Source organism: Mesorhizobium sp. M0159 (assembly GCF_040322295.1).
GTDB lineage: Bacteria > Pseudomonadota > Alphaproteobacteria > Rhizobiales > Rhizobiaceae > Mesorhizobium.
Window position 1 is genome coordinate 61,517 of the sequence record NZ_JAMYTF010000001.1, and the last position, 25,858, is coordinate 87,374.

Annotated in this window: 23 protein-coding genes; 10 read left to right on the top strand and 13 right to left on the bottom strand. The window is 62.2% G+C overall.

What is annotated here, in order from left to right:
• Nucleotides 1-160 precede the first annotated feature (160 nt).
• Nucleotides 161-1,501 carry an LGFP repeat-containing protein gene (locus NKJ32_RS00305; protein ID WP_352796419.1) on the top strand — a complete coding sequence of 447 codons (1,341 nt, stop codon included), beginning with the start codon at nt 161-163 and terminating at the stop codon, nt 1,499-1,501.
• 382 nt (nt 1,502-1,883) lie between these two features.
• Here the strand turns inward: NKJ32_RS00305 and NKJ32_RS00310 are convergent, their stop codons facing one another.
• The 7 genes from NKJ32_RS00310 to NKJ32_RS00340 all read right to left on the bottom strand — a co-directional run bounded on the left by NKJ32_RS00310 (nt 1,884) and on the right by NKJ32_RS00340 (nt 9,447).
• A complete protein-coding gene (locus NKJ32_RS00310) occupies nt 1,884-3,938 on the bottom strand; it encodes a M3 family metallopeptidase (RefSeq protein ID WP_352826703.1) in 2,055 nt (684 codons plus the stop codon).
• A 171-nt stretch (nt 3,939-4,109) separates the two neighbouring features.
• On the bottom strand, nt 4,110-4,619 hold the full coding sequence (locus NKJ32_RS00315) for a hypothetical protein (RefSeq protein WP_352782955.1): 510 nt from the start codon (nt 4,617-4,619) through the stop codon (nt 4,110-4,112).
• A 198-nt stretch (nt 4,620-4,817) separates the two neighbouring features.
• Nucleotides 4,818-5,225, bottom strand: a complete 408-nt coding sequence (locus tag NKJ32_RS00320; protein ID WP_352574921.1) for a nuclear transport factor 2 family protein — start codon at nt 5,223-5,225, stop codon at nt 4,818-4,820.
• 13 nt (nt 5,226-5,238) lie between these two features.
• Nucleotides 5,239-5,883 carry a carbonic anhydrase gene (locus NKJ32_RS00325; RefSeq protein ID WP_352458100.1) on the bottom strand — a complete coding sequence of 215 codons (645 nt, stop codon included), beginning with the start codon at nt 5,881-5,883 and terminating at the stop codon, nt 5,239-5,241.
• 166 nt (nt 5,884-6,049) lie between these two features.
• Entirely contained in the window at nt 6,050-7,075 is a 1,026-nt protein-coding gene (locus tag NKJ32_RS00330) for a transporter (protein WP_352594108.1), read from the bottom strand.
• An 86-nt stretch (nt 7,076-7,161) separates the two neighbouring features.
• On the bottom strand, nt 7,162-8,766 hold the full coding sequence (locus NKJ32_RS00335; protein ID WP_352724371.1) for an inorganic phosphate transporter: 1,605 nt from the start codon (nt 8,764-8,766) through the stop codon (nt 7,162-7,164).
• 144 nt (nt 8,767-8,910) lie between these two features.
• A complete protein-coding gene (locus tag NKJ32_RS00340; RefSeq protein ID WP_352724370.1) occupies nt 8,911-9,447 on the bottom strand; it encodes a TetR/AcrR family transcriptional regulator in 537 nt (178 codons plus the stop codon).
• Nucleotides 9,448-9,597: 150 nt separating this feature from the next.
• Here NKJ32_RS00340 and NKJ32_RS00345 point away from each other — a divergent pair, with 150 nt between their 5' ends.
• Together NKJ32_RS00345 and NKJ32_RS00350 are read left to right on the top strand one after the other, a co-directional pair.
• On the top strand, nt 9,598-10,875 hold the full coding sequence (locus NKJ32_RS00345; protein WP_502894513.1) for an efflux RND transporter periplasmic adaptor subunit: 1,278 nt from the start codon (nt 9,598-9,600) through the stop codon (nt 10,873-10,875).
• Nucleotides 10,872-14,006, top strand: coding sequence for an efflux RND transporter permease subunit (locus NKJ32_RS00350; protein WP_352696926.1), 3,135 nt, complete (start codon nt 10,872-10,874; stop codon nt 14,004-14,006). The genes NKJ32_RS00345 and NKJ32_RS00350 overlap by 4 nt, the downstream gene beginning before the upstream one ends.
• 61 nt (nt 14,007-14,067) lie before the next feature.
• On the opposite strand, the gene NKJ32_RS00355 is transcribed toward NKJ32_RS00350, so the two are convergent.
• Complete coding sequence (locus NKJ32_RS00355) at nt 14,068-14,532, bottom strand: L,D-transpeptidase (protein WP_352458095.1); 465 nt, start codon at nt 14,530-14,532, stop codon at nt 14,068-14,070.
• 600 nt (nt 14,533-15,132) lie between these two features.
• Here NKJ32_RS00355 and NKJ32_RS00360 point away from each other — a divergent pair.
• The gene (locus NKJ32_RS00360; protein WP_352451255.1) at nt 15,133-15,300 is read left to right on the top strand and encodes a hypothetical protein; all 168 of its coding nucleotides are present in this window, start codon (nt 15,133-15,135) and stop codon (nt 15,298-15,300) included.
• 76 nt (nt 15,301-15,376) lie between these two features.
• Here NKJ32_RS00360 and NKJ32_RS00365 read toward each other — a convergent pair whose 3' ends face one another.
• Entirely contained in the window at nt 15,377-16,063 is a 687-nt protein-coding gene (locus tag NKJ32_RS00365; protein WP_292663715.1) for a response regulator transcription factor, read from the bottom strand.
• 46 nt (nt 16,064-16,109) lie between these two features.
• Here NKJ32_RS00365 and NKJ32_RS00370 point away from each other — a divergent pair, with 46 nt between their 5' ends.
• Nucleotides 16,110-16,889: a response regulator gene (locus NKJ32_RS00370; protein WP_198023578.1), complete on the top strand. Its 780-nt coding sequence runs from the start codon at nt 16,110-16,112 to the stop codon at nt 16,887-16,889.
• A 46-nt stretch (nt 16,890-16,935) separates the two neighbouring features.
• Entirely contained in the window at nt 16,936-19,023 is a 2,088-nt protein-coding gene (locus tag NKJ32_RS00375; protein WP_352623023.1) for a PAS domain S-box protein, read from the top strand.
• Between the two features lie 90 nt (nt 19,024-19,113).
• Here the strand turns inward: NKJ32_RS00375 and NKJ32_RS00380 are convergent, their stop codons facing one another.
• A complete protein-coding gene (locus NKJ32_RS00380; protein ID WP_352754690.1) occupies nt 19,114-19,518 on the bottom strand; it encodes a hypothetical protein in 405 nt (134 codons plus the stop codon).
• Between the two features lie 415 nt (nt 19,519-19,933).
• Between NKJ32_RS00380 and NKJ32_RS00385 the strand changes: the two genes are divergently transcribed.
• Complete coding sequence (locus NKJ32_RS00385; protein ID WP_352826633.1) at nt 19,934-21,136, top strand: aromatic ring-hydroxylating oxygenase subunit alpha; 1,203 nt, start codon at nt 19,934-19,936, stop codon at nt 21,134-21,136.
• Between the two features lie 31 nt (nt 21,137-21,167).
• On the opposite strand, the gene NKJ32_RS00390 is transcribed toward NKJ32_RS00385, so the two are convergent.
• From NKJ32_RS00390 to NKJ32_RS00400, 3 genes are all read right to left on the bottom strand, one after another.
• Nucleotides 21,168-21,935: a DUF429 domain-containing protein gene (locus NKJ32_RS00390; protein ID WP_352754720.1), complete on the bottom strand. Its 768-nt coding sequence runs from the start codon at nt 21,933-21,935 to the stop codon at nt 21,168-21,170.
• A gap of 62 nt (nt 21,936-21,997) precedes the next feature.
• On the bottom strand, nt 21,998-22,882 hold the full coding sequence (pdxY, locus tag NKJ32_RS00395) for a pyridoxal kinase PdxY (protein ID WP_352470715.1): 885 nt from the start codon (nt 22,880-22,882) through the stop codon (nt 21,998-22,000).
• Between the two features lie 8 nt (nt 22,883-22,890).
• Nucleotides 22,891-23,142, bottom strand: coding sequence for a hypothetical protein (locus NKJ32_RS00400; protein ID WP_023678142.1), 252 nt, complete (start codon nt 23,140-23,142; stop codon nt 22,891-22,893).
• Between the two features lie 161 nt (nt 23,143-23,303).
• Between NKJ32_RS00400 and NKJ32_RS00405 the strand changes: the two genes are divergently transcribed.
• From NKJ32_RS00405 to NKJ32_RS00415, 3 genes are all read left to right on the top strand, one after another.
• Nucleotides 23,304-23,948: a LemA family protein gene (locus NKJ32_RS00405; RefSeq protein WP_352569494.1), complete on the top strand. Its 645-nt coding sequence runs from the start codon at nt 23,304-23,306 to the stop codon at nt 23,946-23,948.
• Between the two features lie 166 nt (nt 23,949-24,114).
• Complete coding sequence (locus NKJ32_RS00410) at nt 24,115-24,957, top strand: TPM domain-containing protein (RefSeq protein WP_352569495.1); 843 nt, start codon at nt 24,115-24,117, stop codon at nt 24,955-24,957.
• Between the two features lie 52 nt (nt 24,958-25,009).
• The gene (locus NKJ32_RS00415) at nt 25,010-25,852 is read left to right on the top strand and encodes a TPM domain-containing protein (RefSeq protein ID WP_352569621.1); all 843 of its coding nucleotides are present in this window, start codon (nt 25,010-25,012) and stop codon (nt 25,850-25,852) included.
• Nucleotides 25,853-25,858: the final 6 nt, after the last annotated feature.

A 25,858-nucleotide genomic window follows, 5' to 3' on the forward strand; every position in this document is an offset into this window, starting at 1 on the left:
CGGAAAACCGTTCCACACTTTTCCTGGAATTGCTCTGGCGCAGCTCGGAACTCCGTAAGCCGTCCGTAAGTCGCGGTCTGGGAACCTCGGCCCGTCGATCAAAACCGATCGCCGGAGGCCTGAAGCCCCCGATACCAACACTCACAGGAAGGAAAAGGTCATGCCGTATACTGCCAGAGCAACTTCGAGAATGCGTGCCGGCACCATCCGCGCTGGAGCCACAAGACTTTCCGACCAGCTCAGGATCGGGCCTTGGTCGCTCCTCTCGCCCGAAGCTGTCATACAGCAAAAGTACAACTCCCTTGGAGGCGCCGGCTTCGCCGAGATCGACAGGAAGGACACTGGAAAAGCCTGGTATCTCAAGTACGGCTCATGCATTTGTTACAACGATGCCATGCACGACGCCTTTGAGATCCATGGCGAAATCTACAGGAAGTGGATTGCGCTTGGCGGTCTCGCGTGGGGCATTCCCTGCACCGACGAAACCGGCACTCCCGACGGCGTCGGCCGATACAATCACTTCAACAACAATACCGCTTCGATCTACTGGACACCGAACACCGGTGCTCAAGCGATTTGGGGGGCAATTCGCGGCAAATGGGCAGCAATGGGCTGGGAGCGCTCGGTTCTCGGCTATCCGGTCACCGACGAAACCGGAACTCCCGACGGCGTCGGGCGCTACAACCATTTTGCCAATGCCGGCTCGATCTACTGGACACCGAACACAGGAGCCAACGTGGTGTACGGTGACATCCGCAAGAAGTGGGAGAGCCTGGGCTGGGAACAGTCATATCTGGGCTATCCCACGACCGACGAGACCGAATTTGCCGAAGGAGGCCGCGCCAATCTGTTTGAAAACGGCGGCATATACTGGTGGCCCGACACCGGCGCGATCGACCTTCGAGACGTCGTCGTCCACTATACCGGCCTCCATTGCTTCGGCGAGACCGACTGGGATCAGGGGCCGGGTGGTGCGGACGAGCCCTATGTCATCGTCAGCGTGGCAACGCCGCGGATCGCCGACACCAAGCGCAGCCAGGTCTATGGCGACGTCGATGCGGGAGATACGAGACCCGACCTGATGGAGGTCTATCGAGGTAAGCCCTACGGCATCAATATCGGTACGGTGCTGATGGAAAATGATTTCGGCGATCCGAACAAGTACAAGGACGAAGTGCAGAAGGTCGTGATGGGCGTCCATACGGCGGGTACGCTGGCTTTGGGCCTCATTCCGGTGGCAGGACCTATCATTGCCGCGATAGCCGGCCCGGCCCTGGGATCCTTGATGCCATCGATCGGCGGCGCCATCAGCGATCTCTTCGATTGGGGCGATGACAGGATCGGGAGCGCGACAGTGACCATCTCCGCAAAGCAGATGGTGTTGCTCGCGGCACGTACGAACAATACCACCTTCAGCGGGATTGGGTTCAAAGTGGAAACGCCCCTGATTTCCGGCGAGGGGGCTTCCTACAAAGCCTATTTTGGCTTTGTGCCTGCCTAGGCCAATCGCCCCGGCAAAAAAGCTTGCCGGGACAATCAACTTACCAGCCCCGCCTCCGTTGGCGGGGCTGACGTTCGCGACTGAGAGATTTATTTCCGTAGCGGTCGTCGCAAGGCGCGGTCCGGATGCGGCAGCGGCCGATCAGCATAGCGGGCAAGCTGTCGTTGCCTACCCCCGCACAGCCCGTAGCGCCGCCATGAACGCGGCTCCTTCGGCCGGAACGATGGAGACCGCATTAAGTGCAGTCACCTCAACGACGCGGCCGCAGCCAACGAGGCCGAACGGGACCGGCGGAAACCGGATCAGGCGGTGCGCAACCCGCCGCCATGACAGCCGAGATCAATCAGGATGGAAAGAGAACGGTGACAAGAGCGGGCATGCATCACACCAGCCCGCGCTTGGCCATCATCGCTTCCGGGGAAGGCATCTTGCCGCGGAAGGCGGTGTAGAGTTCTTCCGGGTCGTTTGAACCGCCGGCGGCGTAGATGTTCTTGCGCAGCCGCTCGGCCAGCGCCGGATTGAAGGGATCGCCTGTTTCCTCGAAGGCGGCGAACGCATCGGCGTCAAGCACTTCCGACCACATGTAGGAGTAATAGCCGGCAGAATAGCCATCGCCGGCAAAGATGTGGCCGAAATGCGGGGTGCGGTGACGCATGGCGATGGTGTCGGGCATGTTGAGCTTTTCGAGCGTTTCGGCTTCGAAACGAAGCGGCTGATCCGCCGCGTCCGGCCGCGCGTGATAGGCCATGTCGACCAACGCCGAGGCCGTGAACTCGACCGTGGCGAAACCGGCACCGAAGGTGCGCGCCGCCAGCATTTTGTCGACCAGCGCCTTTGGCATCGGCATGCCGGTCTTGACATGCAGCGCATGTTTTTCCAGCACCGCCGGCACCGTCAGCCAGTGCTCGTAAAGCTGCGAGGGCAGTTCGACGAAATCGCGGCTGACCGACGTGCCCGCGACCGACGGCCAAGTGACGTCGGTCAGCATGCCGTGCAGGGCATGACCGAATTCGTGGAACAGGGTCTTGGCCTCATCGACCGACAGCAAGGCGGCCTCGCCGGCCGGCGGCTTGGCGAAATTCATGATGTTGTAGATGACCGGCTTCGAGCCAGGGCCAAGCCTATAACCGGATTTCAGCGCGCTCATCCAGGCGCCGGAGCGCTTCGAGGGTCGCGCGAAATAATCGGCGAGGAACAGGCCGCGCTCGCTTCCGTCGGCATTCTTCACCACGAAAACCCGAGCGTCCGGGTGCCACGTGGCAATGCCCTTCTTTTCCTCGAAAAAAATGCCGAACAATCGTGTTGCAACGTCGAAACAGGCCTCGATGATGCGGTCGAGCTGCAGGTACGGCTTCAGCTCGGCCTCGTCGAAGGCGAATTTCTCTGCGCGCAGCTTCTCCTGATAGAAGCGCCAGTCCCAGGCAGCGAATTTCTCGTTGCTGCCGGCTTCGGCCGCCAGCCGCTGCAATTCGGTTTGGTCGCTTGCGGCCTTTTCCACCGCCTTTTCCCAGACCGGATCGAGCAGCGCGTGCACCGCCTCCGGCGTCTTGGCCATGGTATCGTCGAGCTTCAATGCGGCGTAGGAAGGATAGCCGAGCAGCTTCGCCTTCTCGGCGCGCAGGCGCAGCATGTCGCGCACCACTTCCGTGTTGTCGGTGGCGCCGCCATTCTGACCACGCATGATGAAGGCGCGAAACGCCGTCTCGCGCAGATCGCGGCGTTCTGAGAAGGTCGAGAACGGCTCGTAGATCGAACGCGACAAAGTGACGGCGTAGCGGCCCTTCTGGCCGCGCATCTCGGCGGCTTCCGCCATCGAGCTTTTCAGGAATTCCGGCAGGCCGGCAAGGTCGGCCTCGTCGAGGAACAACGCCCAGTCGCGCTCGTCGGCAAGCACGTTCTGGCCGAAATTGGTGCCGAGCGACGACAATTCCTCGTTGATCGAGGCCAGCCGCTTCTTGCCTTCGGCGTCGAGCCTGGCGCCGGAGCGGACGAAGTTTTTCCAGGTCTTTTCCAAGACCCGCAGCGTTTCGGCATCGAGCTTCAAAGCATCGCCGCGCTGATAGAGGTGGTCGATGCGGGCGAACAGGCGTTCGTTCATCGAGATTGCCGAGAAGTGCCGCGACATCTTTGGCGAGATGTCGCGCTCCAGCGCCTGGATCGCCTCATTGGTGTGGGCGCCGGCGCGGCACCAGAAGATCGAGGAGACATGGTCGAGCGCCTCGCCGGCAAGCTCGAGCGCGGCAAGTGTATTGTCGATGGTCGGCGTCCCGGTGTTGCCGGCAATCGCCTCGATCTCGGCCTCATGCGCCTTGAGGGCCGCGTCGAAGACCGGAGAAAAATCGCCGTCGCCGATGCGCGTGAAATCGGGCAGGCCGAGCGGCCCTTGCCATGCGGTCAGCGGATGGGCGGCGAGGTCGACGGTGGACGGCATGGGCAAACTTTCGCTGAGTGGCGGGAGGAGGCGGATCGTCACCGATGTAAGGCGCCGGCCGGTTGCGCGCAACAGCGCGGCTGGTTAACACTGATGCGTGCCCACGACTCGTATGCGAACCAGGATGCCCACTCGCGCGCAGCGCAGCAAAAAGTGCACTGTAACGGTAATTCCCATCTATAATAATCTAAAATCCATGGTCTCGTTGTAAAATTCAGGCATCATTTCGTTTCCGAGATAGATAACGCTTCCGTGACTATTTCTAATTTTATTTAGGTTAGATTTAGACAACTTGAAAACACGACTAAAGTATGCGTCGTATTCTTTCCTCATATCGCCTTCCGACCAGTCTAAATTATAGTACATTCTGCCAGGCAACATTACATCGCCGCGCCACAGATTTATATCATATTCAATTACCGGAGATAATCTTGAACTAACTTGCAAACATTTATTTTCAGCGTCACGCTCAAGGACTATGTTGTTTAAAAAATCCTTTGACGATATCAGAACTCTTCTGTTTTTAAAAGACCGTTCTTCTTCTCGGATGGGCTCCCAAAAAATGGGGGTATCGCCATCTTCGATGGACGGCTTGACGAATACTATATTCTCAACACCCTTGGACAAGGCATGGTTGAAAACGATTTCATCTCTGTGCGACAGGAAAAGATTGAATTGATTGCCCATCATTGCCCTCCAACACATAAGATTTCGAATTCCGGTAACAGTGCACTTTTGTAGGGCGCGACCGTCGTTGTGAGTGGATTGACCGCATGGCTTGTCGCATTGGCGTTCCCACCTGCGTAACCACGTGACGTGGACAGGTCCGAATTGACGCCGGCAATTCCAGCGCCTATCCCCCGAGAAGCTCAAGACCAAATTTCGTCAGTAGCCGTCGCAGTTTTCGGCGATCGCGGCTTGCGAACTGGCGCTGATCTGGTCGTTGGCGATCGCGAAAGTCTCCTGCATCAGCATGTCGTTACTGGGAAAATCATAGCAGGCGATCACAGTGGTGACGCCGCCCTCCGTCTTCTCGATCCGATGGCGGATTTCGGCCCCGGCGACGGCGTCCTGCCACTCGGCGATCGAGGCGATGAATTCCTGCTTGCTTTGCACGACGCCGAGGTCGTCGAGCTTGATGCGGACGTTGTCGGCAAGCAGGTCCGACAATTCGGTGCGGTCGGCGACCAGCAGTGCCGAATACCAGCGGTCTATGATCGCGCTATCGTCGGCGCGGGCGATATTTGCCGAGCACAGCAGCGCTGCCGCCGCGAACGCGAACCGAGCTCGCATCATGCCTCGTCTCCTACTCCGTCTCCGGCCGCTCGAAATCGCCTGTGTCCTTGTTCATCACCCAAAGCTCGCCGGTCGAAATATCGAACCAGGCACCGTGCAGTGACAGTCGCCCCTTGCCTTCGAGGATCGAAACACAAGGGAAGGTGCGCAGATTGGCTATGGAATAGCGGATCGAGATGCGCTCCAGCGCCGTCTGGCGCTCGGTCGCCGTCATGAAGGTGCTCGACGACACGGTCTCGGCCGCCGGCGCGATCAGGCTCATCCATTTGCCGATGAAATCGCCCGGCGACAATGGGGCGGCCGTGGTGTCGAGCGCTGCGCGGATGCCGCCGCAGCGGCCGTGGCCCATCACCACGATGTTCTTGACCTTGAGGCTCTGCACCGCAAATTCGAGCGCCGCCGATGTCGAGTGGAACTGATCGTCTGGCGCATAGGGCGGCACCAGATTGCCGACATTGCGCAGCACGAACAGCTCGCCCGGCCCGGCATCGAAGATCGCTTCGGGCGCGGCACGGGAATCGCAGCAGGCGACGATCATCGTTTCCGGTGCCTGGCCCTCTCGCGCCAGCGAGCGATAACGCCCGCTCTCGGTGAGATAGCGGCCATTCATGAAATTGCGGTAGCCGGTGAGAAGATGCTCGGGAAGATGGGGCATGGGCAGCGGTGGGAGCCTTTCCGGGTTAAAGGCACGGTTCAATCCCGAAAGGCTCTAGCGCATCGGCCTGAAAATCGGAACCGATTTTCGGAAGGCGGGATGGCGTGGTTTCGAGGTGGCAGCCCGTATTTTGACACAGGTGAACGAACGCCGCCATTAATCGGCCTCAGAACCGCAGATTGGCGCCGGCGCGCAGTAGGAGCCAGTAGAACAGGCCGGTCGCGCCAACCGCCAGCAGCATCGCCAGGAAGAAGCCGCTGGGACTCTCGGCAAATGGCAGTCCGCCTGTGTTCATGCCGAAAATGCCGACGATCAGGGTTCCTGGCAAAAGCAGCGCGCTCATCACCGCCAGCGCCTTGAGGCTACGGTTCGATTCGTCGGCAAGCTCAGCCGCAAGCTCCTCCTGCAGCAGCCTTGCCCGGTCGTTGATCATGACGACCTCGCGGTCGAGCCGTTCAAGGCGCGCAGCAAGCCGGCGCAGAACTTCATGTGCGCCGGCGGAAAGGTTCCAGGCGGAACGGTCTTCGTCCTGGAAAAGCGCTGCCAGGGCCGAGATCGGCCGATGCAGGGATACGGCAAGGCGGCGCACATCCTTCAGCTGCCGTTTTTCGTCGGCAAGCCGCTCGGTCACGAGATGATCCTCGACTGCATCCAGCCGCTTCGTTGCCGCGGCGAGCCGCAGGCTGGTGGTCTTGCAAAAAGCCATGACTAGCATTTCGAACAGCTCGAATGCCGTGGCCGGCCGCAGCCCCGCGGCAAGGGCCGTGTGCACTTCCTCCACTGCCGCCAGCGGATGCCGGCGGCCGGTGACCAGCAGCCGTTCCGAGACCGCAAAATGCAATCTGCCGATGGTCGTCGACTGATGGGTGATCTCGCCATGCAGATCGGCCGAAATGCCGTGGACGACGCCATTCTCATGCGCCAGCACTAGGCTGTCCTCATGTCCTTCGAGGATTGCATGAGCCGACGCCGGCAGCGCGCAGGCATGGCTGACCCAGGAATGGGCGCGCCGGTCGACAAGGTCGACATGCAGCCAGACCCAGCCGCCCGCTGAGGCCAGCGCGGCCTCTATGTCTCGGGGCGCCAGCGGTTCGGGAGCTTTGCCGGGAGCGGCATGATAGGCCCAGACCAGCCCGGGAGCATGATGCTGGTCGTCCGCGGCAAGCAATGTCAGATGCGATGCGTCATTCATGGCCGCCGCCGAAACGATGCACGTTCAGGTGATCAGGGCGGCGCCGGGGCCGGTGCCGCGACATTCTGGTCAAACCCTGCCCCCGCTCAGAACACCTGGCGGAAGATGACGAACAACACGAAGGCAAGACAGATGGAGACCGGAAGGGTCAGTATCCAGGCCATCAGCATGTTGCGCACCGTCGACCATTGCAGGCCCGAGCCGTTCGCCGCCATGGTGCCGGCAACGCCCGAGGACAGCACATGGGTGGTTGAGACCGGCAGGCCGAGATAGTCGGCCGATGCGATCGTCGCCATCGCGACAAGCTCGGCGGACGCACCCTGACCGTAGGTCAAATGGCTTTTGCCGATCTTCTCGCCGACGGTGACGACGATGCGCTTCCAGCCGACCATGGTGCCGAGGCCGAGCGCCAGCGCGATGGCGACCTTGACCCAGAGCGGGATGAACTTCGTCGCGTTGTCGACCGCCTTATGGTAGGTCGTCACCGCCTTCAGGTCGTCTGCCTCCATCGGCAGCAGCTTCTTCTTGTCGATCAGCTTCAGCGCTTCACCGATAAGATAGATGTTGTTGCGGGCGTTGCTGACCAGCGTTGTCGGCAGCTTTTCCACGGACGGATAGGGCGACAACATGGCGCTGGTGTCGTGGATGAAGCTCTGCAGGGCAGGCGTGGTCTCGTCCTTCCAGGTCTTGGTGCGAACGGCGTTGCCGACCACGGTTGCCGCATCGGTCACGGCGACGCCGGGCTTGACGTATTTGCCGAGTACCGTTTCGACCTGCGTCGCCGCCGATTTGTAAGCTTCGAGATAGTTCACGTCCGGTGTGCGGTTGAGCGCGAAGGCGGTCGGCACGACGCCGATCGGGATGAGCATGATGAGGCCCATGCCCTTTTGCCCGTCATTGGAGCCGTGGGCAAAGCTGACGCCGGTGCAGGTGAAAATAAGCAGCGCCCGAATCCACAGCGGCGGCGGCGCGCTCGACTTGGGCGCCTCGTAGAGCTCGCGGTTCCTGACCAGCAGCTTCATCACCAGAAGCAGCAGTGCAGCCAGGCCAAAACCGACCAGCGGCGAGATCAGGAGCGACAGGCCGACATTGGACGCCTGCGACCAGTCGACGCCGCTGGTGACGGAGCCGGCCGGGGCCATGAACTGGTTGGCGAGACCGACGCCGATGATCGAACCGATCAGCGTGTGCGAGCTCGAGGCCGGCAGGCCGAGATACCAGGTTCCGAGATTCCACATGATCGCTGCGACCAGCAGCGCGAAGACCATGGCCAGCCCCGCGCTCGATCCGACCTGAAGGATCAATTCGACCGGCAGCAGCGATATGATGCCGAAGGCGACCGCCCCGCTGGCGGTAAGCACGCCGAGGAAGTTGAAGAAGCCGGACCACATCACTGCAAGCTCGGCCGGCATGGAATGCGTGTAGATCACCGTTGCCACCGCATTGGCAGTGTCGTGAAAACCGTTGACGAATTCGAAGCCGAGCGCGATCAGCAGCGCCAGCCCAAGCAGGATCCACGGCACCGCGATGGTGCTGGTCAGGTCCTGGCTGAGCGCGTAGCCGACATAGGCAAGGCCGCCCAGAATGATGACGGCAAAGGCCGGCAGAAACCATTTACCGGTGTCGTTTGGCCGGTCAAGCGGATGCTCCGGCCTTGGAATTCCTGCCTCGCTTGAAACAATATCGACCACACCCCACTCCTCCTGCGTTGCAGCAAAGAATGGGAGGACGCTATGTCGGCACGATGAAGCCTGTGTGACGGCAGGCACTTTGGGTTGACGCAACGGGCGATCGACGCGACCGAGGCAGTTGAACCCGGCCAGCGCATTCCTAGACTATTCCGCGATCTCCAGCAGGGTCGATATCAGCAGCCGGCGCTCTTCGGCGGAGAGAATGTCCGAACCGAACAGGTTCATGCTGCGAAGCCCTTCGATGGCGAGATAGCAGACCAGCAGCGCCCTAAGGTTCGGCGTTTCCTGCTTCAGCCGCTCGAACAGCTGCCGCCTGAACGATTTTATCGGGGTCAGGAAATCGGGATCCTCGGCAATCGCCGAAAATATCCAGGATGCCGACGGTTTCGATTCCTCGGCATGCTCGGCCGACAGCTTGATATAAGTTGCAAGCGGGCTTTCGCCGTTGACGCCGGCCGTGCGGGCGGACTCCAGGGCCTGCTCGAAGGCGCGCAGGTAATCCTCTACCAGCGCCTGCATCAATTTCGCCTTGGTCGGGAAATTGTAGAGAAGACCACCCTTCGACACGCCGGCACGGCTGGCGACCGCATCCAGCGACAGGCTGCCAGGACCCGTCTCGCGCGCCACGGCGGCGGCGGCGGCGAGAATCTTCTCGCGCGAATTTGCTCTGCGGGCCTTCATCAAGCGTTCCCCATTCATTAGCTTAGGCGGAATTGACAAGACCGTCCAGACGGTACAGTAAGATCGCCGTCATTTGAAATTGGGACCAGTCACAGGTATGTGTTCCGGTCGTCCGACCGTTATGCTGGGCCGTGGCCGAGGGGACTGTTCGTGATCAAGCGCTTCATCATCGCCTTCATTCTGCTCGTGCTGGTGTGCGGCGGCATCGTCGGCTTCAACCTGTTTCACGACATGGCAACCAAACAGTTCTTCGCCAGCATGAAGCCGCCGGCCGCGACCGTGTCGACGGTCATCGTCAAACCGATGTCCTGGACGCCCGGCATCGAGGCGATCGGCACTGTCAGTGCCGTACGCGGCGTCGACCTCACCGTCGAAACCGCGGGCATCGTCAAGGACATCCTGTTCCATGCCAATCAGAAGGTCGCCGCCAACGCCGTGCTGCTTCAGCTCGACGATGAAGTCGAGCGAGCCGACCTCGTGGCATCGAAGGCGCAAGCCACATCCGACCAGACGACGCTGATGCGCGCTCTTGAGCTGCAGAAGCGCGGGGTCGGCACCGACGCTACGCTCGACACGGCGCAGGCAGCAGCATCGGTCTCCGCAGCGCAGGTAAACAAGCTGCAAGCGGTGCTCGACCAAAAGCAGTTGACGGCCCCTTTCAAGGGTACCGTCGGTATTCCGAAAATCGACCTTGGCCAGTATCTCACACCCGGCACCGCTGTGGTGACCTTGCAGGACATGGATACGATGCGTGTCGATTTCACCGTGCCGGAGCAGCAGCTTCCGCAGCTGAAGATCGGACAGACGGTGCGGTTGGGCGTCGGCGGCGGCGACATGCCGTTCACCGGCAGCATCCGCGGCATCGATCCGAAGATCGACCCGACCAGCCGGCTGGTGACCGTGAGGGCGGAGGTCGGCAATCCCGAAGGCAAGCTGACGCCCGGCCAGTTCGTCCAGGTGCGCGTCGAACTGCCCGAGGAGAACGACGTGCTGGCGCTGCCGCAGACGGCGCTGACTTCCAGCCTGTACGGCGACTTCGTCTTCGTGGTGCGCCCGGCCAAATCCGCCGAAGCCAACGGCGCGGCGCCCGAGGCAAAGCCGGAAGAAAAGCCGGCTGCAGATGCTGCCAAGCCCGCGGCCGAAGCACCCGCGGCAAAACCCGACGAAAAGCCGGCTGCTACCCCAGCCAAACCGGCAGAGGAGGCCAAGCCGGCAGCGGAAGAACAGAAGCCGCAGCTCGTGCTCGCCCAGGTGTTCGTCAAGCCAGGCCGCCGCAACGCCGGCCTGGTCGAGATCCTGGAGGGCATCGCGCCCGGCGACGAAGTCGTTACCGCCGGCCAGAACCGGCTCTCCAACGGCATGTCCGTTGCCGTCGACAACACGATCGATCCGAGCAAGCCGGGGAACCAGCAGGCAGCCCAGCAATGAGCTTTTCCGACCTCTTCATCCGCCGCCCGGTCCTTTCGACCGTGCTTGCCTGCATGATCCTGCTTCTGGGTTTCCAAGGCATCTTCAACCTTTCGATCCGGCAGTATCCAGAGGTTGAAGAAACGGCCATCACCATCACCACTGCCTATCCCGGCGCCAGCGCCGACCTGATCCAGGGGTTCATTTCCGCGCCGATCGCGCGTGCCGTCGCGTCGACCGAAAACATCGATTATGTCACGTCGGCGAGCCGGCCGTCATCCAGCACCGTGACAGTGCAGATGAAACTCGGCTCCGACCCTGACGTGGCGCTGAACGAAGTCTTGTCGAAGGTCCAGAGCGTGCGCGGCGATCTGCCGGACGAAACCAAAGACCCGGTGATCGTCAAGGGCACCGGCCAGCAGTTCGCGATGATGTACATCTCGATGCAGAACCCGAACATGACGCCGGAACAACTCACCGAATATATCGAGCGCGTCGTGCGGCCGCGTATCTCGACGGTCGAAGGTGTTGCCGACGTGCAGATTTTCGGCGCCGCCGAATACTCGATGCGTGTCTGGATCGACCCGATCAAACTGGCGGCGCGCGGCGTGACGGCGGCGGAAGTGCTGACCGCCATCAACGAATCGAATTTCCTCTCCGCGCCCGGCGATACCGAAAACGAATATGTGGCTTCCTCGATCACGGTTCGCTCGACCCTGCAGACGCCGGAGGCTTTCGCTGCCCTTCCGCTCCGCTCGAAGGACGGCAATGTGGTGAGACTGCGCGACGTGGCCCGCGTCGAGCTCGCCGCGGCGAACACCGACACCAGGGTCACCTTCAACGGCAAGCCCGGCATCTTTCTCGCCATCTTTCCGACGCCGGCCGCCAATCCGCTGACCACCGCGGCGGCAATCCACAAGATCGTGCCGACCATCCAGGAGACGCTGCCGCAAGGCATGACGATGGAGATCGTCTACGATTCAACCGAGCAGATCAGTGCGTCGATCGAGGAGGTGTTCAAGACCATCGGCGAGGCGGTCGCCATCGTCATCGTTGTTATCCTGCTCTTCCTCGGCTCGTTCCGCTCGGTGCTGATGCCGATCGTGACCATTCCGCTGTCGCTGATCGGCGTCTGTTTCCTGCTGTTTTCGGTGGGCTATTCGATCAATCTTTTGTCGTTGCTGGCCATGGTGCTGGCGATCGGCCTCGTCGTCGACGATGCCATCGTGGTGGTGGAAAACATCCACCGCCACATGGAGGAAGATGGCTTGTCACCGATGCAGGCAGCCTTCAACGGCATGCGGGAGATCTCTTCCGCCGTCGTCGCCATGACGATAACACTGGCCGCCGTGTTCGCGCCGCTGGCCTTCACCGGCGGCCTGACCGGCGCGCTGTTTCGCGAATTCGCGGTGACGCTTGCCGGCTCGGTGGTGCTTTCGGGTGTCGTCGCCCTCACCATCACACCGATGATGTCGGCACGTATCCTGAGGTCCGGGTCGCACAGCCGCTTCCAGCGCATTGTCGACAATACGTTCGGGCGCGTCGAACACATCTATGAGCGGCTCGTCACCGGTTCGTTGAACTATCGCCCGGTGACGCTGATGATCGTCCTCGCGCTGGTCGCCACGACCGGTTTCATGTTCACCAAGACCTCGAGCGAACTGGCGCCGGAAGAAGACCAGGGCTTCTTGCTATCTATTGTGAACGCGCCGCGCTATGCGACCTCGGACTACACCGAGACCTATGTGAACCAGATTCTCGGGCTGGTGAATGATATCCCCGAAACCAGGGCGCGGTTCTCCGCCGTCGCGTTCCAAGGCCCGACGAACAGCGCTTTCGTCGGCTTTGCGTTCAAGGACTGGGCCGAGCGCGCGCGCAGCTCGAAGGAACTTCAGGAAGACATCACTGCCCGCCTTGCCAAGGTGGCAGGCGTCGATGCTTTCGTCTTCGCGCCGCCGACGCTGCCCGGATCGGGCGGCGGCCTGCCAATCACAATGGTGGTGCGCTCGACCGGCGAGGCCTCCCGAGTGTACGAGGCGGCCGAGGACATCAAGAACAAGGCGCAGGCCTCCGGTCGCTTCCTCGCCGTGCAGAATTCAATGTCCTATGACGCGCCGCAAGTGACGGTGACGATCGACCGCGACCGCGCAGCCGCGCTCAACCTGCCGATCGCCGACATCGGCCGGACGCTGACGCTTCTGGTCGGTGGTGCCGAGGTGGCGCAGTTCGACCGCGAATCAAACAGCTACGACATCATCCCGCAGGTGCCGCAGAGCTTTCGCGACAACCCTGAAAAGCTGGGCGAGTATTTCGTGCGCAGTGTGTCTGGCGAGATGGTGCCGCTCTCGGCGGTGGTGAAGATCTCGACCAACGCGTCGCCTGCTGTGATCGAGCAGTTCAATCAGTTGAATTCCGCAACAATTTCCGCCCTGCCGCTGCCTGGTGTCACCACCGGCGACGGTTTGAAAGCAATCGAGGATATCGCCAAGGAGAGCCTGCCGGACACTTTCTTTATCGATTATTCCGGCCAATCGCGCCAAGAGAAGGAACAGGGCAACACCATCCTGATCGCCTTCGCGGCGGCGGTGCTGGTCATATACCTGGTGCTGGCCGCGCAGTTCGAAAGCTTCCGCGATCCGCTGATCATCATGATGTCGGTGCCGCTCTCGATCTTCGGCGCCATATTGCCGCTCAACATGATTCCGAATCTCAATTTGATTTTCATGATCAGCGGCTTGCAGTTCAGCATTCCACCCGCGACACTCAACATCTACACGCAGGTTGGCTTGATCACGCTGATCGGCCTCATCACCAAGCACGGCATCCTCCTGGTCGAGTTCGCCAACCAGCAGCGTGAAATGCACGGCATGCGGCGCCGCGATGCGATCATCGCGTCGGCGAGGGTGCGGCTGCGGCCGATCCTGATGACGACGGCGGCGATGGCGCTCGGCGTGGTGCCGCTGATCATCTCCAGCGGCGCGGGTGCCGCGGCACGCTATTCGATGGGCCTGGTGATCTTCACCGGCATCCTGGTCGGAACCATGTTCACGCTGTTCGTTGTGCCGATGTTCTACACCTTTATCGCCAGCAAGGACCTGCCGCATCACGCCGAAAAGCCGGATCCGAACCTGATGCCGGTGATGCCGGATTAGACTGCACTAATAAAGAGGGCCGGATTTCCGGCCTTTTTGTAAGTGATGAGAGCAGCATCGCTCACTTGACGATGACGATGCTGGTGTTGGCCGGGCCGAAGACCTCGACGAGCTGGTAGAAATCGGCGGCGTTGTCCGGATGCAGACGCACGCAGCCATGCGAGGCTGGCTGGCCGAGGCGCTTGATGGCGCTTGTCGCATGTACGGCGTAGCCGCCGCTGAAGAACACCGAATGCGGCATCGGGGCGTTGTCGTATTTCTTCGAATACCACATTTCATGCATGCGGGTCGGCTTGAACGAACCGGTCGGCGTGACGTGCGTCCTGTCGCCGGTCGAGACCTTCCAGGCGAATGTCGGCCGGCCGTCGACCAGGATTTCCATGGTCTGCTGCGATAGCGACACACGCGCGACGATCTTGTTGGCGGCGGCGTGGGCTGCGCCGTTGCCGGCACTGACAAGCAAGGCAGTACCGGTGATCACGGCGGCGGCGATGTTGATGAGCTTGGCGGAAATGGCAGTGTACATGATGTCTCCCCTATTCTGCCGGTCCGGGCCGGCTCAATTCGATGACCGGCTTATCGGGGCGTCATGTTTCAAGCCGATTTCGCTACGTGCTCGTTTGTGTTTCGATTCTGTTTCCTCTGGTTAACAGAAAAGGTCCGTGCAAAGCGGCTTGCAGTTGCACAACGTCGTCTTGGCGGTGGCGTGTTTGCCTAAGCAGATCGGCCAAACCGCGGCGCGAATACGCGATTGCCTTTCGTTTGATAGGAATTCACCTGACTGCGAAACCGAGCTGCAACAAAGCGCAGCCTCGGCGGCATGATCCGGATACAGCGAACAGGCAAAGTTGACCTAACGAAAACAGCGGTCAACGAACGATCGGAAGACAACACTGTTTTCGCTACGGTCTGGATTGGTCTGGACAGTTTCCAGCCTGCGCGTCGACCGGCTCAAGCCCCTCTGGCGGGGGCGGCTTAGGGCCGTTGAGGATGCGCGGCGCCTCCGGCAACTTGCAGCCGAGAGGACCGAAGGCCCGCGCCGCAACGGGGGGCTCCGCTGGCGGCGCGGGCGCTTCGGGGGTTCCCCTGAAGTGCCCGTAAATTCCAATTTTGAGGAACGAACAGGATGAAAACGAAATTCGCCGCTTCCGTGCTTTCCGCCCTGCTTTACGTCCAGGGCCTGCTCGGCATTGCCGGCCTCGCCACCGTGCTGCTGAAGGAACGTGCCCATGCCGGCGAGGTCAGTACGAACAGTGACATGCTGTCCGGCCCGTCGCTTCTCGTGGTGCGCTGAAGAGCATCGGACCCCAAAGTGGAAACCGGTTTTGGGAAAACCCGATGCTCAAGACAAAAGGGTGGCCGTCCTGCCTTCAATCGGCGAATTGCGTGGGCGGATCGAACCGGTAGCCCGCACCCCGTATGGTGGTGATGGTTTCGGTATCGAGCTTGCGGCGCAGCCTCACGATGCGCGAATCGATCGACCGATCGAAGGCTTCGGCATTTTCGGCGGGCGCGGCGGCGATGATGTCGTCCCGCGTCAGCACCTTGCGCGGGCTGGCCAGGAACAGCCTGAGCAGCGCCACCTGCCCGGGGGACAGCTGTTCTTCCGTGCCCGAGCGGTGCATGACGATGGCCGATCGGAGATCGACGGTCGCGTTCTCCAGCACGATCAGTTCCCCGGCGCTCCTGCCGCGCCGAGCCAGAAGGCCGCCTACGCGAGCGGCAAGCTCCCTGACATTGAGCGGGCTTTCGACGACGTCGGCGGCGCCGAGTTCGAGCGCCAAAACCTTGTCGACCAGATCGGCCGGGCGGCAGATCAGGATGAAATCCGGTCCACCTTCGCCGCCATGTCGCCTGAGCAGGTCGCGCCCCTCTGCCTGGCTGACGCTGTCGCCGACAACCACGACATCGATACCCTTTTCCGAAAGCAGCGATTCGGCCTCCCACGGCTGTCGCGCCGCGCGGACGTCATGACCGCGCCGCTCGAGATGATCGGCGAGATCGGTCGCAATTACTTCAGCGACGGAAACAAGCGCGATAACGGATCGTGCAGCCATGTTTTTCTACTCCGCATACGGCAACCCAAGAAGAGTGCTGGACATCATGTTTATACCCAATCTACTTTCCGCTGAAAGCGGGAGCGAAAGCATCGTGCGGGCACGAATTGTCATTGTCGAGGACGAGCCCGACCTGAGGGATGCGGTCGCCGAGTATCTCGGCGCCAGCGGCTATGATGTGGCCACGGCCGAAAGTGCGGCGGCGGCGCGCGACCTTTTGGAAACCCAGTCCTTCCATCTGGCCATTCTCGACATCGCCATGCCGGGCGAGGACGGCCTGTCGCTCGGCCGCTGGATGCGGTCGAAAATGCCGATCGGCATCATCTATGCGACGGCGGCCGGTACCGCGCTGGACCGCATCGTCGGACTGGAGCTCGGCGCTGACGACTACATCGTCAAGCCTTACGAATTGCGCGAAGTGCTGGCCAGGGTGCGCAGCGTGCTGCGCCGCGTTCCGGAGCCGACCGAGCCACAAAAGGCCAAGGCTGAAACATCCGGCGGCCGCCGGTCCGTGAGCTTCGGACCCTTTCACGCCGATCTCGACGGCAGGCTCGTCACCGGCGCCAACGGCGCGGTCATCGACATGGCCAAGAGCGAGTTCGACGTGCTGGAGGTGTTCCTGACGCGCGCCAACCGGCTGTTGACGCGGGCGGCGATCTCCGAGGCGATCGGTTTCGTCGAGGACCCGGAGTCGTCCCGCGCCGTCGACATCCGCATCATGCGGCTGAGAAAGAAGATCGAGGCGGATCCGGCCAATCCGAAATTCCTGCGCACGGTGCGCGGCGAAGGCTATATCTTCTCGCTGCCAGTCGGGGAAAACAACTAAGGCCCGGCGGCTTGAGCAAGCCACGGCCAGGAAATGACGGCTGACCATGACGGCTGAAACAACACGCGCGGACATGCAGGGCGCCAGGCAGGGCGCGGCGATGGCGGCCGTGCATGTGGTTCGCCGGCTGCGCGAAGCCGGCGACTGGCAACGCGAAATGGAGGGTATTCTCCAGACGCTTTGCGAAGCCATGGATTGTCACCGCGGCATCCTGTTTCGCCTGCGCGAACTGCCCGGCCAGGGCTTCGCCCAGTCGGTCGCCGCTTATTGGATCGCTCCCCGGTTTGGCGGCGAACTGGCGTCACCGACCGTCATCATGCAGTCGGTCGTCGATTCGGACCCATTGCTGGAACGGCTGGCGGAGGACGAGCGTCAAGGCAAGATCTTCGCCGGGCACACACGCGATCTCGAAGGCTTTCTGCGGACCGATTTCGAAAAGCAGAACATCAAGTCATTCCTGTCGGTGTCGGTCTTTTCGCACGGCAATTTGTGGGGCACGCTGGCGGTCAACGACTGCATCCACGAACGCGAATGGACCGACCAGGAAGAGGCGGCGCTGCACATGGTGGCACTCGCCATCGGCGATGCCATCGAACGGTCGCCCTCCGACGCGCATGCCAGCGACGTCATTCGCCGCACCATGCTGCAGGCCTCTCTCGACGCCATCATCGTCATCGACGAGACCGGCTCGATCATCGAATTCAATCCGGCCGCCGAAAAGATGTTCGGCTATCGGCGCAGCGATATCCTCGGCAAGGACCTGCTCGACACGGTCGTGCCGGAATATTACCGCAAGGGCTATGCGTCCGGCGCCGAATACATGTCGGGCCGCGGCGCGCCGATGGTCGGCCAGCGGCTCGAAACGGTCACCCAGAACGCCGCCGGCGAGGTTTTTCCGATCGAGCTGACGGCAACCGAGATGCGGGTCGCCGATCGCCAGCTGATCTTCGGCTCTATCCGCGACCTGCGCGACAGATTGCGCGCCGAGGAGGAAATCAACCGCCAGCGCGAAAAACTGCACCAGAACGAGAAGATGGCGGCAATGGGCTCGCTGCTTGCCGGCGTTTCGCACGAGCTCAACAATCCGCTGGCCGTGGTTGTCGCCCAGTCGACGCTGCTGCACGAATTCGCCGCCGATCCGCAGACCAAGGTGCGCGCCGAAAAGGTGCGTGCCGCTGCCGAGCGCTGCGGCCGTATCGTCAAGAGCTTCCTGTCGATGGTCCGCCTGCACCCGGCCGCACAGGCCGAAACCGACCTCAACCAGGTGATCCGCGCCGCACTCGAAGTGACCGCCTATGGCGCACGGTCGAGCGGCATCATCATCGACACCGATTTCGCCAGCGGCCCGCTGCTGGCCATGGCAGATGCCGACCACGTGACGCAGGTGGCCGCCAACTTCCTCATCAACAGCCAGCACGCCTTGGCCGGCGTTGCCGGCGACCGTCGGATCAAGGTCCGGACGTTTCGCAGCGACCGCGGCAATCCCGGATTCTCGGTCGAGGACAACGGGCCAGGCGTGCCGGAAGCGATACGCTCACGCATATTCGAATCCTATTTCACCACCAAGCCGGTCGGTGTCGGTACCGGCATCGGCCTGTCGATCTCGAAATCGATCATCGAGCGGCACAATGGCAATATCTGGTTCGAGGAGGTTTCGCCGAGAGGTGTGCGTTTTGTCGTGCAGCTGCCGGCGATCGCTGCCGGCGCGGCCGCCGCCGGCGAAGCTCCGTCGCGGTCGAGCGGCTTGCGTCACGCGCTGATCATAGACGATGAGCCGGATGTCGCCGCGTCGCTGTCCGATATTCTGGAGCTGATGGGCATCAAGTCGCGGGTCGTGCCGGCCTGGGTCTCGGCCGCCGCGACGCTGAGCGGCCATGTGCCGCCGGACATCGTGTTTTCCGATTTGCGCATGCCCGGCACCAGCGGCATAGCCGCCTATCGCGAGCTACTCGCCGAAATGCCGGGTGTGGCGCGGCGCTTCGTGCTTGTCACCGGCGATCTGATCGGCGCGAAAGGCGAGATCGAAGCGCTGCCGGCGCAGCAGCGACCGCCGATCCTCGAAAAACCGTTCAGCACGCTGGATGTGCGCGGCGTGCTCTCGGCCATTGCCGAGCAGGCCGCTCTGGGCGGCTAGACTCCGCGATCTCGCCCCGGAAGAAAAAGGCTCCCGGCCGACATTGCGGCGGGAGCCTGACTGGAGTGCTGGAGGGCGCTCGCAAAAAAATCAAAAAACGTTCGGCGTATCAGCCAGCGGGGCGGCATTGGCGATCATGCGGACCGGTCGTGCCTTGCCCGACTGGGCAGCGATGACGCGTAGGCATTCCAGGCTCTCGGCGCCCCAGGCCTGCCCCTTGCAGGCAAAATCGATCTCCGGAATCGGCAGGCGCGCCGTCTTGGTGGTGGTCGTCGCGCCATCGATGAGGTTGGCCGGCGGGTTCAGTGAGGCGAAGGCCGGACCGACCGTCGGCGTCAACGCCATGCCGGCAAATGCGGCAGCCGCCAGCAGCATGAACATCGCCATTGGATGATCACTGGCGCGCTGGCGCAGCGCCAGCTTCGGGCGCCGGTCGTTACGCTGGGGACCCTGCTGGCGAAGGTCGGTATCGGTGATCTGGATTTTCGTACGCATCGTCGTTTCCTTCGGTCTTCTTCTTTTCTCTGTTGAAACGAACCTAATCGCACCTTGTAACCGGCCAACGATGATGAATTAACGATTGTGTAACCGGCATGAAACCAAGCCCGCAGCCATTCCTGGGCAAACCGATCAGGCGTAGCTGGCAGCACCGGTGGCATTCTCGTTTTCCGCTACCCACGGCACCAGATCCACGTCGCTTTTCCAGGCCCACAGAGCGTCGGGCGCTCAACACGTGTAAGGGGATTAACGTCTGGAATTCCCGGGATTTTCCCGGCTTCGATCATTCGGACTGGGCTCTCGAATCCCGCTCGATTTCCCGTAAAGAATTCGCCCCATTTTCCCAAGCCATTGCATTTCAACGGAAAATATGCTTTTATTGAACGAGCATTCAATAAATAAAGAGCCTTTTATGAACCCGCATCTGCGTGACGTGGCAATCCCCAACGATTGGGATCGGCGGGGGCTGCCGGGCTGGAGCTATCATTCCGACGCCTTGCTCGAACTCGAGAAAGAGCACGTCTTCCGCAACCATTGGCAGATCGCCGGCCATGTCTGCGACGTGCCGAACGCCGGCGACTATCTGACGATGGATGTGGTCGGCGAGCGGGCGCTGATCGTGCGCGGCAAGGATGGCGTTGTGCGCGCCTTCAACAATATGTGCCGCCACCGCGGCAGTCGCGTCGTTGCCGACAGCCAGGGCACTTGCAAGAATGCGCTGGTCTGCCCCTTTCATGGCTGGGTCTACAATCTCGACGGCACGCTGCGCGGTGCTGCCCGCCCCCGTTCCTTCCCCGACCTCGACAAGACCGAATTCGGCCTGATGCCGCTCGAGCTCGAAATCTGGATGGGCTTCATCTTCATCCGTTTCCGCAAGGGTGGGCCGCAGCCATCGGTGGCCGAGCTGTTGAAGCCGATCGAAGCCGAGATTGCCCATTACGGCGTCGCCGAGATGGTGCCGTCCTGGGGCATCTGGACCCAAAAGACGCCGGTCAACTGGAAATCGGTGAGCGATGTCGACAATGAAGGCTACCACGTCGCCATGGCGCATCCGGCGCTGCAGGACCTTTACGGTGCGACCTATTTCGACGAGCCGTTCGTCAACGGCGTGTCGCGCTCGTTCGCCACCTACAATCCGTATGCCGGACGGCGCTGGAGCGTCGCGCAATACATCAAGCTCGCACCCGAGGCGAAGCACCTGCCGGAACACCTGCGCAAGGCCTGGATCTACTACGGCATCTTCCCGAACAACGCGCTGTCGATCATGCCGGAATCGGTGCAGTTCTATCAGGAATTTCCGCTGTCGACGGGTGAGACGCTGCTGCGCGGCGCCATCTACCGCTATAGCGACGAGACCAGGCGACAGGCGGCAGCCCGCTACCTATCCTACCGCATCGACCGCGACACGTTGGCCGAGGACGTACAGCTTTCGATATGGTCCAACGAATCCATGCTGTCCGAAGCCTTCGGAGGTTTTTACCTCTCCGATCTCGAATATGGCGTGCGCACCCACCACGACCATTTGCGCAAGCAAGTTCCCGTGCTCGGATTGGAGACCGCGCCCGAGGAGAAGGATATGTGGGCACTCAACGAGGCGCTCAGATCACGCTCCTGACGCATGCCGCCCAAAATGTTGGCCCTGGTCCTCAGGCCCAGATGGCGACGGGAATGCCGAAACGATCGGCGAGGGGCGGATCCGGAAACGGCATTGCCTCGCCTTTGACGATGCGGCCGGCAACCAGCATCATCGCAGCGGCATCGAGGAAATCGTCGGCGGCCGCGCCGCGCGGCGGCGTCTGGTCGAGAAAATCCTCGCTATAGCCATGCCGGGCAAGCAGCGCCTTGCGTTCGGCCATGCCGGCCGGATTGATGTTGCCCCTGATCTTCTTTGGCAGGCGCATCGCCCGGTCGCCGTTCAGTTTGCAGAAGGCAACTTCCGGATGCGATTCGAACACGCGGCTGCGTAGTTCGGGGCGCGCGATCAGCAGCGAATCGATCTCACGGATCTTGGCGAAGATGCCGAAGGCCTGGATCGAGACACCGCGCGGCGGATCTGAGGTCGTCTTGGCTACCTCACTTGCCTTGCGATGTGCGGCGTACCAGGCGTCGACCGTGGTGAAGGCTTCGATCTCCGCGTAGAGCGCGGCGCGGGAGGGGATGGCAAAGACACTGGACTGCCGGGCCCCAAGCAGCGGCCGCACCAGCGTCTCCGGGCCGCGACCGCCTCTTTGGGAGAAATCGGGCAGGCCGATTGGCATATCGACCGCTACCAACGAGTCGGCGGGCAGTCGGTCGAGCAACGCCGCGAAGCTTGGGAAAACGGCTGTCGACGGTGCCGCACCGGGATCGCGGCGGACGGCTATCCAGCCGGCCTTGCAACCGTCGACGCCGACAAGCACAACATCCCAGGGCATAACATCGTCTGGCGCAACATCCTTGGGCGCATCATCCTGGGGCACGGCGTCTTCGGCCTGCTTCACGCCCGGCGGTCCCGTTCCGGATGCAGGAGATGGCGAAGCTGCACCATCGCCATCGGGTGCGACAGGCTCTGGGCATCGGTCTCGAGCTGCAACTCGTCGCCGCCGCGCTTGGCGGTCCGCGCCAGGATCTCGTAGACCGCCGCCGTGGTCGATTGCAGCGCCTTGGCGGCCGGCTGGCCGGACAGGATCCGCGCCAGGTAGACGGCCGCCGTTAGGTCGCCGAGCCCATTCGGCGGCTTGTCGATGAGCCGGTGTTCGGCAAGCAGTGCCTCTCTGCCGGCGAGCAGTAAATTGCCGGTGCCGCCGGCCATCATCGCCGGCGCCGATGTGACCAGCATGGCCGGTGGGCCGGCCTGCAGGGCTGCAGCCATTGCCGATTTCAAGTCGGGCAGCGGCGCTCCGGCCATCCATTCCAGCTCGTAGCGGTTGGGCGTGGCGATATCGGCGATCGGCATCAGCCGGTCGCGCATGGCGATTGCGGTCGGCTCAGGTACGTAGAGCCCGCCCGAATCGCCCATCACCGGATCGCAGATATAGAGGGCGTCCGGCGTCTTCGCCTTGACCGCGCCGACCAGCGAAGCGACGGCTTCGGCCTGGCCAGCCTCGCCGAGATAGCCGGACAGCACGGCGCCGACCTCGCCCAGCCACGGCGCGCGCTCGAGGTCGGCCATCAGCGCCTTGAACTGGTCCAGCGGCGGCACGATGCGGGTGGCCCGGCCATGGCCCGGATGCCAGGGCAGGATGACAGTCGGCACCGCCCAAACCGGAAAGCCGAGCGTCTCCAGCGCAAAGACAGCGGCACGGTTGCCGACCGAGCCACGGGCGACATGGCTGGAGACGACGATGACCGCGCGCGGCGCGTCGGTTTTTTCGGCACTCATTGATTTTCCTAACTGCCCCTGGTGACGAAAAGCACGAGCCAGATCAACAGGCCGATGGCAATAAGCAAGCCCGCTGCCCGACCGATGCGGGTGCCCCAATATTCGATCGGGTCCGACCGGTCGGCATCGGCCGCGGTGACGTGGTCGCGCGCGCCTTTAGTGGTTCGTGCAAGGAACGAGGTGCCCCCCGGGTCGGTCTCGCGCGCCACCCGTTCGATGATGCGGCGCGATTCCGCGTCGCTGTCGTGGCGTTTCGCCATGGTGATGTCCCGTTTTATGCTGAGCTTAACCCGTTCGCCTCGTCTGTCACAGGGCCCGACGGCGAATGGCAGAAACCAGTAACACTTCTCGGCCGAAGTCATTTTCTTACGCAAGGATTGTGCTAATGCTTCGCCTGCCAATGCTATCGAGGGGACTTATCATGCTTGCCCAGCGCCTTTCTTCGCCGCCAATCTTTCGTAATCTAGCTACGTTCCTGGTCATGGCCGTCATGCTGCCGCTGCTTGCCGGCTGCGGCTACAACACCATTCCGACGGCTGAGGAAAACGCCAAGGCCGCATGGAGCGAGGTGTTGAATCAATACCAGCGCCGCGCCGATCTCATCCCCAATCTGGTCAACACGGTCAAGGGCTACGCCGCGCACGAGAAGGACACGCTCGATGCCGTGGTCGAAGCACGCGCCAAGGCGACGCAGGTGACCGTGACGCCGGAAACGCTGAACAATCCGGAAGCCTTCAAGAAATTCCAGGACAGCCAGGCCGGCCTGACCAGCGCGCTGTCGCGCCTGCTGGCGGTGGTGGAGAACTATCCCGATCTCAAGGCCAACCAGAACTTTCTGGCGCTGCAAGCACAACTCGAAGGCACCGAGAACCGGATCACGGTCGCCCGCCGCGACTATATCCAGGCAGTGAGAGAGTACAATCTGACGCTGAGGACCTTCCCGTCGGTGATCTGGGCGACCTTGTGGTTCCGCGGCAACCAGCCGTTTGCGAATTTCACCATCGAGGAGGATAAGATGCAGCCGCCGAAGGTCGATTTCGGCACCAACACCACGCAAGGCGGGTGAACGGCGCCTGTTGAGCCTGGGCCTGTTGGCCTTGTATTCCGTCGCGCCCCCCTCTGTCCTGCCGGACATCTCCCCCTCAAGGGGGGAGATTGGCAGCTTTGGCCTCACCGCCCATCCTGCAACGTTGGAGATTGGCGAAAACAGCCGTGACAGCCGATCTCCCCCCTTGAGGGGGAGATGTCCGGCAGGACAGAGGGGGGCGCGACAGAACGCCAGCCTGGCCTTCCTGCTCGTCTTCCAAAGCCTTCTCCTCCTCCCTCTCATCGCCTTCGCCGCCGACCTGCCAACCCTCACCGGACGGGTCGTCGACAATGCAGGCATCATCGATGCCGCGACCGAGGCGGCGCTGACGCAGAAGCTTGCCGCGTTCGAGACCAAAGGCTCCGACCAGATCGTCGTCGCGACCATCCCCAGCCTCGACGGCGAGGAGATCGAGCCTTACGCCAACCGGCTGTTCCGCGCCTGGAAACTGGGCCAGGCGAAGGAGAACAACGGCGTCCTGCTTCTGGTGGCGCCGAACGACCGCAAGATGCGCATCGAGGTCGGCTATGGGCTGGAAGGCACGCTGACCGACCTGCACACCAAGCTGATTATCGAAAACGACATGGTGCCGGCCTTCCGTGCCGGCGATTTCTCAGGCGGCATCAGCAAGGCCGTCGACGACATGATCATGGTGCTGGAAGGCAATCCCGAAGAACTGGAGGCGCGCGGCGAACGCAACCAGCAGCCGCCGTTCAACAGCGACGATCTGTTCTTCACGATCTTCATAGCCATCTGGGCAATCATCTTTTTCGGCGGCCTCGCAGCCTCCATCCTGCCGCCGATCTTCGGCCAGAAGATCGGTCCCGGCCGCTATCGCTGGCTGGGCATGACCTTCGAGCCAAACCGGCGGTCGTCCGGCGGCTGGTCGGGAGGTTCCGGCGGGGGATGGTCGTCGGGTTCAAGCGGTGGCGGGTTTTCCGGCGGCGGCGGTTCGTCCGGCGGCGGCGGCTCCTCGGGAAGTTGGTGACGAGATGACAAGACACGCCATCAGCCCGGTGGAATCCGGCCGTTTCATCAAAATGATCGGCACCGCGCTGTTCGCCATGGCGGTGCTGCTGGTCGGCTTCGCGGCCTTCGCCGCCGCACTGCCGGCGCTGACCGGACGGGTCGTCGACAATGCCGGCATCATCGATGCCGCGACCGAGGCGGCGCTGACGCAGAAGCTTGCCGAGTTCGAGACGAAAGGGTCCGACCAGATCGTCGTCGCGACCATCCCCAGCCTCGACGGCGAGGAGATCGAGCCTTACGCCAACCGGCTGTTCCGCGCCTGGAAACTCGGCCAGGCGAAGGAGAACAACGGCGTCCTGCTTCTGGTGGCGCCGAACGACCGCAAGATGCGCATCGAGGTCGGCTATGGGCTGGAAGGCACGCTGACCGACCTGCACACCAAGCTGATCATCGAAAACGACATGGTGCCGGCCTTCCGTGCCGGCGATTTCTCCGGCGGCATCAGCAAGGCCGTCGACGACATGATCATGGTGCTGGAAGGCAATCCCGAAGAACTGGAGGCGCGCGGCAAGCGCAATCCGGCGAATGACAATCCTGTCGATCCCATCTTCATGCTGTTCATTGTCCTGTGGGCGACGATGTTCTTCGGCGGCTTGGCAATGGCGTTCCTGCCGCCGATCTTCGGCACGAAACTGTCGCCGGGCGTGTACAAGTGGCTGGGCATGACGTTTCGCTACGGCCGTGGGCCAGCTTCGTCATCCTCCGGTGGCGGTGGCTGGACGTCGGGGACCTCGTCCGGCAGTGGCTGGTCGTCTGGAAGTTCCGGCAGCAGTTGGTCGTCCGGAAGTTCCGGCGGCGGGTTTTCAGGCGGCGGCGGTTCGTCCGGCGGCGGCGGTTCTTCAGGAAGCTGGTGAGACATC